Origin of the sequence: Enterobacter cloacae complex sp. P6RS (genome assembly GCF_014982245.1) — a bacterium.
GTDB classification, from domain to species: Bacteria; Pseudomonadota; Gammaproteobacteria; order Enterobacterales; family Enterobacteriaceae; genus Enterobacter; species Enterobacter bugandensis.
The window spans coordinates 98,430-113,511 of sequence record NZ_JADCLB010000022.1; the positions used below are offsets into that span (position 1 = coordinate 98,430).

At 57.3% G+C, this 15,082-nt stretch carries 17 protein-coding genes; 3 read left to right on the forward strand and 14 right to left on the reverse strand.

Going from position 1 to position 15,082, the window contains the following annotated elements:
• Window positions 1-202 precede the first annotated feature (202 nt).
• The 6 genes from INF73_RS16660 to INF73_RS16685 all read right to left on the reverse strand — a co-directional run bounded on the left by INF73_RS16660 (window position 203) and on the right by INF73_RS16685 (window position 4,821).
• Window positions 203-685 (reverse strand): DUF2778 domain-containing protein, encoded by a 483-nt coding sequence (locus INF73_RS16660; RefSeq protein ID WP_071993720.1) that lies wholly within the window; start codon window positions 683-685, stop codon window positions 203-205.
• Window positions 682-1,167, reverse strand: a complete 486-nt coding sequence (locus INF73_RS16665; RefSeq protein WP_041909869.1) for an Hcp family type VI secretion system effector — start codon at window positions 1,165-1,167, stop codon at window positions 682-684. Before INF73_RS16665 ends, INF73_RS16660 begins: the two co-directional genes overlap by 4 nt.
• Before the next feature lie 248 nt (window positions 1,168-1,415).
• Window positions 1,416-3,113: an NAD-dependent malic enzyme gene (locus INF73_RS16670; protein WP_028013235.1), complete on the reverse strand. Its 1,698-nt coding sequence runs from the start codon at window positions 3,111-3,113 to the stop codon at window positions 1,416-1,418.
• Between the two features lie 176 nt (window positions 3,114-3,289).
• Window positions 3,290-3,427, reverse strand: a complete 138-nt coding sequence (sra, locus tag INF73_RS16675; protein ID WP_008501714.1) for a stationary-phase-induced ribosome-associated protein — start codon at window positions 3,425-3,427, stop codon at window positions 3,290-3,292.
• Window positions 3,428-3,522: 95 nt separating this feature from the next.
• Complete coding sequence (bdm, locus tag INF73_RS16680) at window positions 3,523-3,738, reverse strand: biofilm-dependent modulation protein (protein ID WP_028013234.1); 216 nt, start codon at window positions 3,736-3,738, stop codon at window positions 3,523-3,525.
• 231 nt (window positions 3,739-3,969) lie between these two features.
• A complete protein-coding gene (locus INF73_RS16685; RefSeq protein WP_193542614.1) occupies window positions 3,970-4,821 on the reverse strand; it encodes a Vmh family MBL fold metallo-hydrolase in 852 nt (283 codons plus the stop codon).
• 110 nt (window positions 4,822-4,931) lie between these two features.
• Between INF73_RS16685 and INF73_RS16690 the strand changes: the two genes are divergently transcribed.
• Window positions 4,932-5,807 (forward strand): LysR family transcriptional regulator, encoded by an 876-nt coding sequence (locus INF73_RS16690; protein ID WP_045260574.1) that lies wholly within the window; start codon window positions 4,932-4,934, stop codon window positions 5,805-5,807.
• A 7-nt stretch (window positions 5,808-5,814) separates the two neighbouring features.
• Here the strand turns inward: INF73_RS16690 and INF73_RS16695 are convergent, their stop codons facing one another.
• Window positions 5,815-6,774 (reverse strand): hypothetical protein, encoded by a 960-nt coding sequence (locus INF73_RS16695; RefSeq protein WP_193542616.1) that lies wholly within the window; start codon window positions 6,772-6,774, stop codon window positions 5,815-5,817.
• 114 nt (window positions 6,775-6,888) lie between these two features.
• On the opposite strand from INF73_RS16695, the gene INF73_RS16700 reads away from it, so the two are divergent.
• Window positions 6,889-7,317 (forward strand): OsmC family protein, encoded by a 429-nt coding sequence (locus INF73_RS16700; protein WP_028013230.1) that lies wholly within the window; start codon window positions 6,889-6,891, stop codon window positions 7,315-7,317.
• A gap of 23 nt (window positions 7,318-7,340) precedes the next feature.
• On the opposite strand, the gene INF73_RS16705 is transcribed toward INF73_RS16700, so the two are convergent.
• Complete coding sequence (locus INF73_RS16705) at window positions 7,341-8,246, reverse strand: LysR family transcriptional regulator (RefSeq protein ID WP_193542618.1); 906 nt, start codon at window positions 8,244-8,246, stop codon at window positions 7,341-7,343.
• A 112-nt stretch (window positions 8,247-8,358) separates the two neighbouring features.
• Between INF73_RS16705 and INF73_RS16710 the strand changes: the two genes are divergently transcribed.
• Entirely contained in the window at window positions 8,359-9,108 is a 750-nt protein-coding gene (locus tag INF73_RS16710; RefSeq protein WP_047368601.1) for an SDR family NAD(P)-dependent oxidoreductase, read from the forward strand.
• Here the strand turns inward: INF73_RS16710 and INF73_RS16715 are convergent.
• From INF73_RS16715 to ddpX, 6 genes are read right to left on the reverse strand one after another with little or no spacing between them, the layout of a single operon-like run.
• Entirely contained in the window at window positions 9,105-10,034 is a 930-nt protein-coding gene (locus INF73_RS16715; protein WP_028013227.1) for an ABC transporter ATP-binding protein, read from the reverse strand. The genes INF73_RS16710 and INF73_RS16715 overlap by 4 nt on opposite strands.
• Window positions 10,027-11,013 (reverse strand): ABC transporter ATP-binding protein, encoded by a 987-nt coding sequence (locus INF73_RS16720; RefSeq protein WP_041909881.1) that lies wholly within the window; start codon window positions 11,011-11,013, stop codon window positions 10,027-10,029. The genes INF73_RS16715 and INF73_RS16720 overlap by 8 nt, the downstream gene beginning before the upstream one ends.
• Window positions 11,013-11,906, reverse strand: coding sequence for a D,D-dipeptide ABC transporter permease (ddpC, locus tag INF73_RS16725; RefSeq protein ID WP_041909883.1), 894 nt, complete (start codon window positions 11,904-11,906; stop codon window positions 11,013-11,015). Before ddpC ends, INF73_RS16720 begins: the two co-directional genes overlap by 1 nt.
• Window positions 11,903-12,910 (reverse strand): ABC transporter permease, encoded by a 1,008-nt coding sequence (locus INF73_RS16730; protein ID WP_370567541.1) that lies wholly within the window; start codon window positions 12,908-12,910, stop codon window positions 11,903-11,905. The genes ddpC and INF73_RS16730 overlap by 4 nt, the downstream gene beginning before the upstream one ends.
• 38 nt (window positions 12,911-12,948) lie before the next feature.
• On the reverse strand, window positions 12,949-14,481 hold the full coding sequence (locus INF73_RS16735) for an ABC transporter substrate-binding protein (RefSeq protein WP_041909887.1): 1,533 nt from the start codon (window positions 14,479-14,481) through the stop codon (window positions 12,949-12,951).
• A gap of 14 nt (window positions 14,482-14,495) precedes the next feature.
• Entirely contained in the window at window positions 14,496-15,071 is a 576-nt protein-coding gene (gene ddpX / locus INF73_RS16740) for a D-alanyl-D-alanine dipeptidase (RefSeq protein ID WP_193542620.1), read from the reverse strand.
• Between the last annotated feature and the right edge of the window lie 11 nt (window positions 15,072-15,082).

Genomic DNA, 15,082 nt, shown 5'->3' on the forward strand with positions numbered 1-15,082 from the left:
AGGGCTAGTGTGAGAACTGACGCACTGAATGCGGAAACACCTAAAAAAAGGTACAGAACGAAATCCATGATCAATTCGTCGCCATATATTTTAAAATGCTCCGCAAAAGAGTACTGCACTTCCGGTGGAATAACTTTATATAGTGTGAGTAACGAAAGAAACACTGCCGTACACCATAGCAGTGCCAGTAGTATCACCTTCATTAATAAACCTGCACAACGCCATGAGCAATCATATAGTTTCCCAGTTGCAGCCCTCCCGTTCGTAGCAAGGCTGATGCCAGAACCTTAAAATCGCTCTGACTGTAAAGCGTGATACATCCCTTACTTAATCCAGATGGTCCGATAGGGTGCAATCTGAATTCTCCTCGCCTTATACCGTTCACAAAAGTCTCATCATTTATCAATCCGTCATCGCGATATAAAGCAAACCACTCGCTCCGATTGGAACCCGTGAAAAATGCATTTACACTGTCCTTTGTTTGAGTATACCAACCACCTAATCCACGTAATAGTATGTAATATCGGCCCGGAGGGAGAGGGCCTATGTCGGGTAGCGACGCGCTTTCGGGACGATTTGTTGCATTGCCATTCCCCGAAAATGCTGGGAAAAAACCCACTCCGGGCACAGACAGTGTTGCGTACTTACCGCCGTTGAGGTGGAAATAGCATTGCAGGAGATTCATGAACGGTCATTCCATGAGTCTGCAAAGATGATATTACCGTCGCAATGTTGCCACGTGATTTTCTCATAACGCAGGGAAACATTTTCTAGATGATTATGTTTTTCCATTGCCGAGTTTTTTACGTCATGCATCAAGGGGCATATTGAGACAACTTTTACGTTCTCCAGGTACATGTTGAAGTATTCGACTTCCTGACCCGCGTCGTCGATCTTGTACCACTTAAACTCGGCACTTTTCAGCGTTTGGCCTTTTGCCACGGCCTTGTATAAGTAAGGGCTAGAACTGTCAAACTCCTTTTCAAATACCAGCGCACTATGAACGCGCGTACCCGTGATTTTTCCTGTCATGTTATCTGTTGGCAGATACAGTCCATGACCGAACCCTAATATCTCGATACTTCCCTCGCGATCTTGTACATCAACAGCGCCTTTGATATCTGCGCCGCCGTCATCTTTAAGCCAAAGGTAAGCCGGAATTGCCATTTCAAAACTCCTTTTTCAATTAATGAATTTAGTGATGCGGAACGTTACTAAACCTTTAAAAGAAACTGTTTATTAGGCAAAAAATGTCATGCAAAATATTTATATTTCAATGAGATATGAATTGTTGTCGGAATATTGATTTTTTAAATAATGGTCAGGGGAATACTGTAGAAGAGGCAAAGAAAATAAAGGGAGGAGGGTGTTCACGTTCCCTCTCCCTTTTGAGGAGAGGGAAGGGTCGGAGCTAATTAAATCGAGGTACGGCGATAGCTGCGGTATTCAGGCATCCAGAAGTTATCATCAATAGCCTGCTGCAGCGCGTCGGCAGAGGTTTTCACCGCCACGCCCTGCTGCTGCGCCATTTTACCCACCGCAAACGCGATAGCGCGCGACACCTTGTGAATGTCCTTCAGTTCCGGCAGCACCAGCCCTTCGCCGTTGTTGACCAGCGGCGAATAGCCCGCAAGGGTTTCGCTCGCTGACATCAGCATCTCATCGGTAATGCGGGACGCGCCGGAGGCGATCACGCCCAGACCAATGCCCGGGAAGATATAGGAGTTGTTGCACTGGGCGATCGGATAGGTTTTATCCTTCCATACCACCGGATCGAACGGGCTGCCGGTGGCAACCAGCGCGTTACCTTCGGTCCAGGCGATGATGTCCTGCGGCGTCGCTTCCACGCGGGAAGTCGGGTTAGACAGCGGCATCACGATAGGGCGCTCGCAGTGCTTGTGCATCTCGCGAATAATCTCTTCGGTGAAGAGACCGGTTTGCCCGGAAACGCCGATCAGAATATCCGGCTTCACGTTGCGCACCACGTCCAGCAGGGAGAGCACTTCGTTGTCGGTGTCCCAGTTCTTCAGGTTCTCGCGCTTCTGCACCAGCTTGGTCTGGAACGGCAGCAGGTTCGGCATACCGTCGGTCAGCAGGCCGAAACGGTCAACCATGAAGACGCGGGAGCGGGCCAGCTCTTCGCTTAAGCCTTCGCGCTGCGTCTGGGCAATAATCTGCTCGGCGATGCCGCAGCCCGCAGAGCCTGCGCCCAGGAAGACGATTTTCTGGTAGCTCAGCTGGCTGCCGGCCGCGCGGCTGGCGGCGATAAGCGTGCCCACGGTCACCGCTGCGGTGCCCTGGATGTCGTCGTTAAAGGAGCAGATCTCATCGCGATAGCGGTTCAGCAGCGGCATCGCGTTTTTCTGCGCAAAGTCTTCAAACTGCAGCAGAACGTCCGGCCAGCGGTGCTTCACGGCCTGAATGAAATCGTCGACAAACTGATAGTACTCGTCGTCGGTAATGCGCGGATGACGCCAGCCCATGTACAGCGGATCGTTCAACAGTTGCTGGTTGTTGGTGCCGACATCCAGTACCACCGGCAGGGTGTACGCCGGGCTGATGCCGCCGCAGGCGGTGTAGAGAGAGAGTTTACCGATTGGGATCCCCATCCCGCCAATGCCCTGGTCGCCGAGGCCGAGAATACGTTCCCCGTCCGTCACCACAATCACTTTAATATTGTGGTTCGGCACGTTCTGCAGAATGTCGTCCATGTTGTGACGGTTCTGATAAGAGATAAAGACGCCGCGTGAGCGACGGTAGATCTCAGAGAAGCGTTCGCACGCCGCACCCACCGTTGGGGTGTAGATCACCGGCATCATCTCTTCGAGATGGTTTTGCACCAGGCGATAGAAGAGGGTTTCGTTGGTGTCCTGGATGTTGCGCAGGTAGATGTGTTTGTCGATCTCGGTTTTGAAGCCCTGATACTGGATCCACGCGCGCTCCGCCTGTTCTTCAATGGTTTCAACCACTTCCGGCAGCAGGCCAAGCAGGTTAAAGCTGCTGCGCTCTTCCATGCTGAAGGCGCTGCCTTTGTTGAGCAGGGGGAATTCGAGTAAAACCGGGCCGGCGTATGGGATGTATAAGGAACGATGTTTTTTCAGTTTGTTGTCCATGTCACTCACTCTTTTTTTGAAGATCCGTCCCTGACACTGCTGTTTGTCATCTTTCTGGCCTGTGCTACGGGGTGCGGTCGGGCGGTATTATAAAGGAGCTAAATATTAATTACCGCAACACATAAACAAAAACACCATCGGTTTTGCCGATGGTGTTCTGGATCTCAGTCGGGAACTTACTTGCCCGCGTGGCGTTTTCTGCCGGTGGCGTGAGTGACTTGCGTTTCGTGGTCGCCTTCAATCACCACTTTACGCTGATTAGAAAGCTTGTAGTTCAGTCCCAGAATGTGGCGTGCCTGACGGTTCGATTTCATGTTAACTCCTCAATCCTGTTGATAGTTTTAAGGACCAGTTTGCTTTCGCAAACGAAATGTAACCCCTTAGGTTGCAGATCCAGCTTAGCAGGTTTTTACAAAGGTGCGCTTTGCCCGCTGACGACGTAGTTAATGGTCTGCTGGTAGATGTCACTGAGGATGTCATTATCCGTGGATTCCACCCACTTGGTCAGTTCCATTAAAATGTCATCTTCAGTCACAGCACCGTGCTCGGCGTGAAGACCCTGCGCAATCGCGTTAACGAGTTCAGGTTGTGCTGCTGTGGTATTAGCCGGGTAATAAGTAAACATGCTGCCTCCGTGTCGTTGTCTGTTTAATGGTACGGCTCGCAAAAATTTAATTCACAAACAGAATGGCAAATATTTCCCCGGTTGTGTCTCAGATTCATCTTAGAAATAAAAATGACATAAGTACATGCTTTTATGTGCTTTTAAAACGGAGGGATATATTGGCGTGAGGCAGTGCGGATATTATGGCGGTGCTCCTGCTATCGCGGGAATATAGCAGGAGCCGTTTTTAAATTACCACTTCATTTCGCCGGTATTCACTTTGGCGCTTAATTCCAGAGAACTCTCTTCTGCCAGATCCGGATACTGTTTTTTCAGTGCACCGATGACGCCCGCAGAGTTTTTATGTGCCGACAACGCCTGTTCAAAATGCTGCAGATAGCCACGGGTAAAATCAATAGCCCCGGTTCCGGACGGTGGCGTGCCCAGGTAGTGGCCCGGTATCACGCGTTCCGGCCTGTGCGCGGCCATGTTGTCCAGGGTCTGCTGCCACTGTTGACGCCGAGCCGGCGTCTGGGTATCAGCCGTCCAGACGTGAATCCCCCAGGAGATCCCGGTGCCGCCGAGGATGGTTTTCACGGACGGGATCCACACGTAGGCCGCGTAGCTGTCCGGCTGCTCGATATCGACCTTTTCCCCGTCAATCATAAAGGTGGTGGAGGCGAGCACCTGCGGCACCACCAGTTCCGTTGGCGCGCCGTCTTTCATCTGCGGGCCCCAGAAGGCGAGCTTGGCGTCTTTGGTGGCCTTAATATGGTCAACCACCTGCTGCGTGGCCACCACTTTGGCATTCGGGAAGGCCTTCACCAGCGGCTGCAGGCCAAAATAGAAATCCGGATCGCCGGAGGTGATCACAATCTTATTCAGCGTTTTACCGCTGCGGCGAATTTTCTCTACCAGCGCTTCGCCATCCTTCACGCTGAACTGCGCGTCAAACAGCACCGCCTCTTTCGGGCCGGAAACGAGCGTGGAGGAGACCGCGAAAATGCCTTTATCCTGCGGGTTATAGGTATCAATCGTCAACGGCGCGGCAAAAACGGCCGGAGCGAAAAGGGTGGAAAGCAGTGCAATATGAGGGAATTTCATGCTGTTGTCTCTGTTGTTCAGGAATGTCTCTATTGTACGGATATTCTCATTTGCCAGAATTCCTGAAACAAGACATGCTTAGTTTCATAAATCGAGCAGATGGAGCTTATATGGATCGCGTTATTGCCGCTCAGGTCTATAACCGGATATGCGAACTGGGAAGCCTGAGCGCGGCGGCCCGCGCGCTGGGCATTTCCCGGCCGATGGTGAGCCGTTACCTTGAACAAATGGAGAAGTGGGCGGGGACGCGGCTGGTAAACCGCTCCACGCGCAAGTTGACGCTGACGGCGGCAGGGGAAAAGGTGCTGCAAAAAACGCGGACTCTCTCGCAGATCTCGCAGGAAATCGAAGGTCAGTCGGAAAAAGATCTGCCGTCCGGCACGCTGCGGGTAGCCTGCGCGCACTTTACCGCCATGCACCTGATTGCGCCGGTCCTGCCCGGCCTGCTCTCGCGCTACCCGCAGCTGCGCATTGAGCTGGACGTGAACAACCATCCGGTCAGCCTGGTGGGAGAGCGCATTGACGTCGCCGTGCGCATTACCGATAACCCGGAGCCCGGCATGATCGCCCGCCGGCTGGGGGAATGTCGATCGGTGCTCTGCGCCTCGCCGGCGTATCTGGCACAGCACGGCACGCCCGTCAGCCCCGAAGAACTGGCGCAGCATAACTGCCTGCACTACAGCTTTTTCGCCGGGCAGTCCTGGCACTTCCTGACCCCGGAAGGCGAAAGCCTGAGCGTGGCCGTCAGCGGCAACCTGAGCGCCAGTATCTCTTCACTGCTCATGAACGCGGCGATCGAGCACTGCGGCATCGCCATGCTGCCGGAGCGCGAAGCGCGCGCCGCGCTTGAGCAGGGATTACTGGTGCCGGTACTGGCGTCGCTGGAGCCGAAATCGCTTGCCATCCACGGCATTTATCAGTCACGGGAATACCAGCCTGCCGCGCTGCGCGTGTTTCTTGACGAACTGTCCCGCCACCTTGCCTGAGGGGCGATTATTTTGCCTTTAGCCAGGGAGAGGCTGTGCTCCAGAAAATAATATCGGCCCCGAGATAATTTTCGCCGAAGCGGACAAACTCGGCTTTGGTGAACGGTTTTCCGGTCTGAGGATCCTTATAGGTCAGAGTCGGCTCCTGAACCGCCATGGCAATGAGCGGCAGCGCCTGTTTATTTTTATGGAAGAAGGGATAGGCATTCTTCATGTGCGCCTTGCGGTTGGGCACAATGTCCGGCCCGCCCAGGCCGATATTGTTGGCGCTGGCATACGCAAAAAGACGCCCCATATAGTTGTGGTCGTTATCCCACTCGCACGGCCAGAAGTTCACGTACTGCACCACATGTGATTTCTGAAAAACCTTGCGCGCAAAGGACAGATTTTCCATCTCACCCGCGAAATAGCTATCGCAGGTGAAGCCCGCTGGCGGATTTTTCTCGTCAATATCAATCGCGGTTTCAGGCAGGTTTACGCCATACACCTCGCCATCAAAGCGTTTTGCGAGCGCTGCCAGCAGTGCCTGGTAGCGCTGGCGCACCGTGGGGTCCCACTGACGCGCTACCCATCCCGCGCCGACAGGCTTGCCCTCGCCGGGGTTATCAAACTGCGGCGCAATCCCGCCGCTGTATTGCTTATCGTGCATCAGATAGTCCGGGACGTAGCGGGCGTCCGGCTCAAAGAAACGATCCTGGATCTGAATAAAGAGTTTTTTCCGGACGGCCTTAAGACGCGCCAGATCCTGCTCAATCCGCGAGAAGTCATAGCTGTCCTTCTCGGGTTCAAGCTGGCGCCAGTTGTAAACGATCTGTACGCCGCCGATGTCGCCACGCGCAACCAGCGGGAGCGCCGCGTCGAGGTCGCCTGAGCTGGTATAGATAAAGTTTTCCGGCGTTTTGGCCAGTGAAGAAAGAGAGAGAGCCAGCGTGGCTACCGCGACGGCCATCCTGATTTTTAGCGTCATATCATTATCCTTTTGTCGGTACAGCAGGTGAAAGACACGGAATCGTCTGTGTTCCAGGGCGTGTCAGATGCGTAGTCTATACTTAACCCTTTGTAAGCCAAAAGGAGAGCAAGAATGACGATTCATAAGCACGGTTCGGCACACTGGTCTGGCGACATTAAGCGCGGGAAAGGAACGGTTTCCACCGAGAGCGGCGTTCTCAACCAACAGCCTTACGGCTTTAACACCCGCTTTGAGGGTGAAAAGGGGACTAACCCGGAAGAGCTGATCGGCGCGGCACATGCGGCTTGTTTTTCCATGGCACTGTCGCTGATGCTGGGTGAAGCGGGCTATACCGCTGATTCGATTGATACGACCGCGGACGTCTCTCTGGATAAAACCGACGGCGGCTTTGCCATCACTAAGGTTGCGCTGCAAAGTAAGGTCACCGTACCGGGCATTGCGCCACAGCAGTTTGACGGCATTATTCAGAAAGCCAAAGCGGGCTGCCCGGTTTCACAGCTTCTGAAAGCCGAGATCACCCTGGACTATAAGCTAAATTAATTTCCCGCCGGGTTTGCGCCCGGCTATCCCTTCAGCGCGGCGGGGAACACCTCCGCCAGCCAGGCGATAAACACCTTCAGTCTGTGCGTCAAATGCCTGTTCTGCGGGTAGACCACGTGAAACGGGTACGCGGCAGGCTGCCAGTCACCCAGAATCGCCACCAGCGCTCCCGTCTGCAAATAGGTCTTTGCTGAATACTCAAAGGTTTGAACGATCCCCAGACCCGCCGCGGCAGCCGCCAGATGAGCGTTACTTTCATTGACGCCGAGATAGTGCGGAATAGTGATTTCCAGCGCCTCGCCGTTCTGCAGGAAGCGAAACGGAAACGGCCGCCCGGTGACGGGAGAGAGATAACTAACAAGCTTGTGGCCGTTGCGCAGCTCCTGCGGATAGGCCGGAACGCCGTGGTTTTTAAGGTAACCCGGCGTCGCGCAGGTGACCATCTGAGCGTCACCGAGATGACGTGCGATAAGCGTTGAATCGTTCAGCGGGCCGCCGCGGATCACGCAGTCTACGTTACCGCTGATAAGATCGACCGGACGATCGGCCACGCCAAGATCGATACGGATATCCGGGTAGCGCTGCATAAAATCCGGCAGCAGGGGGATGAGCACGTCCCGTGCGGTGGAACCGCCCACGTCAACCCGCAAATGTCCCTTGGGCGTCGCGCGGGAAACGCGAAACGAGGTGTCGATATCTTCGATATCAATCAGCACCCGGCGCGCTTTATCATAGTATTCCAGCCCTTCAGGCGTCGTGACCACCCGACGAGTCGTCCGGTGAAGGAGACGTATCGCCAGGTGCGCCTCAAGGGATTTAACCAGTTTGCTCAGCGTGGCGATCGGCATATTCAGCGAGTCCGCCGCGCGGGTAAAACTGCCGGATTCCACCACCCGCGTGAAGGCGCGCATCGCCATTAGCTGATCCATGATGACCTCTGATTATTTCCATAGGTGAATAGTCATTTTCATTTTTGCCCATTTTTCATAAATGCCGCAAGGGATAAAGTCTGTCCAACGCAAACACAAAAAGGTAAATGACATGAACACGACTCTCTCAGGAAAAATTGCACTCGTCACCGGCGGCAGCACCGGTATCGGTCTTGCCACGGCGCAGGAGCTGGCGGCACAGGGCGCGAAGGTGTACATCACCGGGCGTCGTCAGGCCGAACTTGACGCCGCGGTAGCAGAGATTGCTTCTGACGCAGTGGGCATTCGCGCGGACGTCTCTAAGCTTGCCGATCTGGATGCGGTTTATGCCCGGATAGCAAAAGAAGAAGGCCGTCTCGATATTCTGTTCGCCAATGCGGGTGGCGGCGATATGCTGCCGCTGGGCGCGATCACCGAAGAACAGTTTGACCGGATTTTTGGCACCAACGTTCGCGGGGTGCTGTTCACGGTGCAGAAGGCGCTGCCTCTGTTATCAACCGGCTCGTCGATCATTCTGACCGGCTCGACGGTGTCGATTAAGGGGACGGCTAACTTCAGCGTCTACAGCGCCAGTAAGGCCGCGGTGCGTAACTTTGCCCGCTCCTGGGCGCTGGATTTGCAGGGCCGTGGGATCCGCGTCAATGTTGTAAGCCCGGGCCCGATCAAAACGCCAGGTTTAGGGGATCTGGTGCCGGAAGAACATCGCCAGGGGCTGTACGACGCGCTGGCCGCGCAGGTGCCGCTCGGACGTTTAGGCGCGCCGGGCGAGGTGGGTAAAGCGGTGGCGTTTCTGGCCTCCGACGCGGCCAGCTTTATCAACGCCACCGAGCTGTTTGTGGACGGCGGGATGGCGCAAATTTAACCCAGGCTGCGCCAGCAGCGAACGTGACGGCCCTCGCGAGAGGGCTGTAGCGGCTGAGGATGTTCGCACCCCTGCGCGGCCATCGGGCAGCGGTCGCGGAAAAAACAGCCTTCTGGCAGGTGACGGTTGCCGGGAAGCTCCGTTTTGCGTAACGCCAGCGTTTCATCCAGCGGCTCTCCGGTGCGGGGAACCGAATCGAGCAGCAGGCGGGTATAGGGGTGGCGCGGTTCGCCAAGTACCTTCGCGGCGCTGCCCAGCTCCACAATCTGTCCGAGATACATCACCGCCACGCGGTCGCTCATGTGTCTGACCACCGAGACGTTATGCGAGATCAGTACGTAAGTCAGATTACGCTGCTGCTGTAGCGTCACCAGCAGGTTGAGGATTTGCGCCTGCACGGAGATATCCAGCGCGCTGGTGGGTTCATCGAGCACGATGATATCCGGATCGGACGAAAGCGCCCGGGCGATGGCAATGCGCTGGCGCTGCCCGCCGGAGAAGGCGTGTGGAAGGCGGTCGAGATATTCCGGGCGAATGCCCACCTGCAGCGCCAGATCTGCCGCCAGCTGGCGGCGCTCGCGCTCGCTGCTGCGTTTTTGCACCCACACCGGCTCGGTAATGATGCGCCAGACCGGCAATCGCGGGTCGAGCGAGGAGAGCGGATCCTGAAACACCATCTGCATGCCACCGGCGTGGTGGGCACGCTGGCATGCGCCGGTGCTGGGTTTAAGCATCCCCATCAGCAGCTGCGCCAGCGTGCTTTTCCCACAGCCGGATTCTCCGACAACGCCCAGCGTTTCGCCCCGACGGATCTGGAGATCCAGCCCGTTGAGCGCATGGACCCGTTCCGTCACGCGGCCCAGCCAGTTTTTGCGCGCCGCAAAGTTCACGTGCACGCTATCCAGTTCCAGCAGTACATCAGACATGGTGTTTCTCCCGTTGTGGATACCAGCAGGCAGCCAGTTGGCCCTCTGCGCCATGCGGCTGCAGGCGCGGCGTTTCGCTGCATTTTGCCCCCGCGGCAAAGCAGCGCTCGCGGAAAGCGCACCCCTGCGGAAGCTGGCTCAGGTTGGGCACCGTTCCGGGAATGGCGGGCAGCAGGTCGCGCGGCTGGCCGTTTTCCGGCGCGCACCGCAGCAGGCCGATAGAATAGGGATGCACAGGGCGGTGGATCAGCGTTTGCGTGGCGCCGCTCTCGATCACGCTGCCCGCATACATTACGTACATTCTGTCGCAGAGCTGGGATACCACGGCCATATCATGGCTGATAAACAGCACCGAGGTGCCGCTGGCCTTCGCCTTATGCTTCAGTAAACGCAGCACCTGGAGCTGGACGGTAACGTCCAGCGCGGTGGTTGGCTCGTCGGCGATGATCAACTCCGGCTCGCAGGAGAAGGCAAGGGCGATCATCACCCGCTGGCGCATGCCGCCGGAGAGTTCAAACGGATAACGCGCCATGACCTCCTTCGCGTCCGGAATTTGCATCTCTTCCAGCAGGGCGATCGCCTTCTGCTGTGCCTCGCGCCGGGAAAGCGGCTGATGCTGGCGGATCACCTCCACCATCTGTTTACCAATCCGCCGCGTCGGGTTGAGGGCGGTCATGGGCTCCTGAAAAATCATCGCCACTTTAGCGCCGCGCCACTGGCGAAGCTGTTTCTCGGACGCCGTCAGGACGTTTTCACCGAGTAATCTCACCTGACCGTGATGAATACGGTAGCTGCCCTCTGGCAGCAGGCGCATGGCGAGCATGGCGGTAACGGATTTGCCAGATCCTGATTCGCCCACCACGCCGACAATTTCGCCCCTGCCGATCTCCAGCGAAACGTGGTTCAGGGCGTGGACCTCCCCGCGAAAAACCGGGAAGCTCAGATGCAGGTCTTCAATATTGAGTACCGGTTCGGTCATTACTGTTTGCCTCCTGACTTCGGATCCAGCAGATCGCGGATACCGTCGCCAAACAGATTAAAGCCCACGGCGGTAATCAAAATCGCCGCACCGGGAAAGGCGCAGTACCACCACTGGTCCAGGACGTAGTTACGGCCCACGGCCACCATCGCGCCCCATTCGGCGGTGGGCTGCTGCGCGCCCAGGCCAATAAACCCCAGCGTGGCGGCCATCAGAATGGCGCTGCCGATATCCAGCGACGCCTGCACGATCAGCGGCGGCAGGGCGTTGCGCAGGATGTGCCAGCGGATCAAATGCCAGCGGGACGCGCCAAACGTGCGGGCGGCCTGAACGTAGGTGAACTGTCGCACCACCAGGGTTTGACCGCGCGCCAGCCGCACGTAGAACGGTATGCGGACAATCGCAATCGCCAGCATGGCGTTAAACAGGCTCGGACCGAGCGCGGCGGCCAGCGCCATGGTCAGCACCAGAGAAGGAATGGAGAGCATAATGTCCATCACCCGCATGATGACGGCGTCGCCGCGCCCGCCCAGGACGCCGGACAAACAGCCCAGGAGCGAGCCAATGCCGCCCGCAATCACCACCACCGCCAGCCCGGCGGTAATCGACTGCTGGCTGCCCGTCAGCACGCGGCTGAACAGGTCGCGTCCCACCTCATCTGTGCCAAACCAGTGTTGCGCAGAGGGTGCCTGCAGGCGGGCGGTGAGATCCAGCGCGTTCGGGTCATGCGGCACTATCCACGGCGAGGTCACCATCAGCAAAAGCATCGCGATCATAATGACGCCGCCGACAATCGTGAGCGGGCTTTGGCGCAGCATCCAGAACAGCTTTGCCCAGTTGATGCGTTGTCTGGCGGTTTTCACCGGGACGGGTGTTTCCTGCGTTAACATCATTCGGCACCTCCGCGCCCGATTCGCGGGTCAATCCACAGGTAAAGCAGATCGACCACCAGATTAACCAGCACGTAGGCCAGCGAAACGACGACGGCAAAGCCCATCACCGCCGGGAAGTCCAGCGCCTGAATGGACGTCACCACCCAGGCGCCCATACCCGGCCAGGCAAAGACGGTTTCGGTCAGGACGGCGCCGTAAAGCAGGTCGCCCAGCGCCAGCCCGAGCACGGTAATGGACGGGATCATCGCATTCGGCAGGGCGTAGCGCAGGACGATGTACCAGCCGGGCAGCCCGCTGGCGCGTGCGGTGCGGATGTAGTCCTCGCTAAGCTGCTCCAGCATCGCCGAGCGCACCTGGCGCGCCACGATGCCCAGGTGAACAAACGCCAGCGTCAGCGAGGGTAAAATCAGGTGCTGCAGCGCGTTGAAAAAGACTTCACCGTTGCCTTCCAGCAGGGCGTCCAGCAGATAAAACCCGGTGACGTGCGTCGGCGGATCGAGCCAGTCGTCCAGCCTGCCGCCGCCCGGCAGAATCTGCAGATGCCCGTAAAACAGGACAATCACGCCCAGCCCAAGCCAGAATGCAGGCGTGGAAATTCCGGTCATCGCCATTAAACGCACCAGGTGATCCAGCCAGCGGTTGCGGTACACCGCCGACAAAATCCCCAGCGGCACGCCGATAACCAGCGCCAGCAGCAAAGAACAAAAGGCCAGCTCCAGCGTGGCGGGGAAAAAGGCTTTCAGCTCTTCCGCAACCGGGCGTCCGGTACGGATGGATGTGCCTAAATCACCGTGGGCCAGGGCGTCCACGTAGCGGCCAAACTGCACATACAGCGGCCGATCCAGCCCCAGCTGCTGGCGAATGTTCTGCACGATTTCGTCGCTGGCGCGATCGCCCGCCAGCAGACGCGCCGGGTCGCCGGGGATCATGTGTGAAATAATAAAGGTAATAATACAGACACCGGCCACTACCAGGAGTAACCCCCAGCAGCGCTGGCGCACGATGCTTCAGAACGTCATACGCTTTCCCCCGGCGAGAACCGTTATTTACTCATGGTGGCGATGTTGAACACCTGCTCGAGCATCGGATTAAAGGTGAAGCCTTTGACCTCTTTGTTCATCGCCAACTGGTAGTTCTTCTGGAACAGATAGACGTAGGCCGCTTCGTCAATCACCACCTTTTGCGCCTGCTGGTAATCTTTGGTGCGTTCCGCCTGGTCGGTGGTTTTCAGCGCGGCCTGCAGCAGCGAATCCACCTCTTTGTTCTCATAGAACGAGCGGTTACCCGGCAGCCCTTTTTTGTCCGATTCGAACCAGTAGTTCATAAACATGTACGGGTCGGCAAAGTCCGGGCTCCAGTTGCCGATGGCAATGTCGTAATCGCCTTTACCGACGCGGTCGCGCATGGTGGCATTGGCCAGTTTTTCCAGCTTGACGTTAATGCCGATCTTGCCAAGGCTCGCCTGAGTGGAGAGGGCGATAGGCTCCCAGTTCGGATCGTTGTCCGAGTAAAGGAAGGTCAGGCTGGCGGGTTTGTCTTTGACCTTCTCCAGCGCCGCTTTGGCTTTGGCCTCGTCGAAGCTGTACTGCATTGCCGCGGCGTCAAAGCCCCACATGCCTTCCGGGATCGGGCCGCGCATCTGCTTGCCGTTGCCGCTCAGAATGCCTTTTACCATTCCCTGATAATCCGTCGCCCAGGAGATGGCCCGGCGTAAATCCACCTGATTGAGCGGCGCTTTGCTGTTGTTGAGATAGAGATAGGTCACGCGCAGGGAGGGGTATTCCGCGACGGCGACTTTGCCTTCCTGCTTCAGGGCCGCAAGCTGATCGACCGGCAGGGAGTCGGCAATGTCCAGATCGCCGCGGGAAAGCTGCAGTCGGCGCGAGGCGCTTTCACCGATAATTTTCACCGAGACGCGCTTAAAGTGCGGCTTGTCGCCCGGCCAGTGAGGGTTCGGCACCAGGATCAACTGCTGGCCTTTCTGCCAGCTCTTCAGCATAAACGGCCCGGAACCGGCGGTGTTTTGCGCCAGAAAACCGCGCGCGTCGTCCGCGGCATTGGCCTTCAGCACCGCCGGGTTAATGATGGACGCCCCGTCGTTTGCCAGCGTGTAGAGGAAAGGCGCGAACGGCTGGCTGAGGGTGAATTTCACCGTGTGGTCATCGACGGCATCAATTTTCAGATCTTTCGGGAAGGCTTCAGACGGCCCCTGGCCGAGCTTCAGCAGGCGCTCAAAGGAGAGTTTGACCGCTTCGGCGGTGACCGGCGTGCCGTCGGAGAATTTGGCGTTATCCGCCAGGGTAAAGGTCCACTCTTTCTGGTCGTCGGACGCCTTCCAGCCCGTCGACAGATCGCCCTCCACCTCGGTAGAGCCGGGCTTGTACTTGACCAGACGCTGGTAGGACGGATAGGTGACGGTCCAGTCGTTGTTATCGATGGTGATGGCAGGGTCGAGCGTTTGCGGGTCGGCGGCTTTACCGATCGCCAGCATGTCTTTCGGGACGGCGGCCAGCGCCAGCGGGGCGCTCAACGCCAGCGTTGCGGCAATCAGGGTCGTGAGAAGCGATGTTTTCATAGCAGTGCTCCAGGTTAAAGAGAGGTGTGCGTCAGGGGAAAACAGGCAAAACGGTCATCAAGCAGCGGGTAGCTGGCGGCGTTCGGCAGTTCGAAGTGCCACCATTCGCTGCTAATCCCCACAAAACCGCCGCCGAACATGATGGCGTTCAGCAGCAGACGGTTGCGCTGGGCTTGGGGCGCTACGGAGGGGTGATAGGGATGCGAACGGTCATGCATTTCGTCAAAACCGGCGCCCATATCCAGCACGCTGTTATGCTCGTCCATCAGCGTGACGTCGATGGCCGTACCGCGGCTGTGATTGGAGCCAATTGCCACGTCGACCACATACTCCGGGTTCGGGCAGGCGTCCCACAGCTGGGCCTGCGCCTGCTGCGGCCGGTAGGCGTCATACACCACCAGCTTCAGCCCGGCCAGGGCGGCAATGCTGATGGCTTTTGCCAGCGCGGTGGCGGCGTCGGTATGCAGCAGGCACAGCGCCTCCTGATAGATCGGCCTGCCGGTGATGTTGTCGGCGGTGGCGTACTTCAGGTCGATATGCAGCGTGGGAAACGTCTTCGCCACGTCAATCAGTTCACTCTCATCGGGCATAGCTCAGCTCC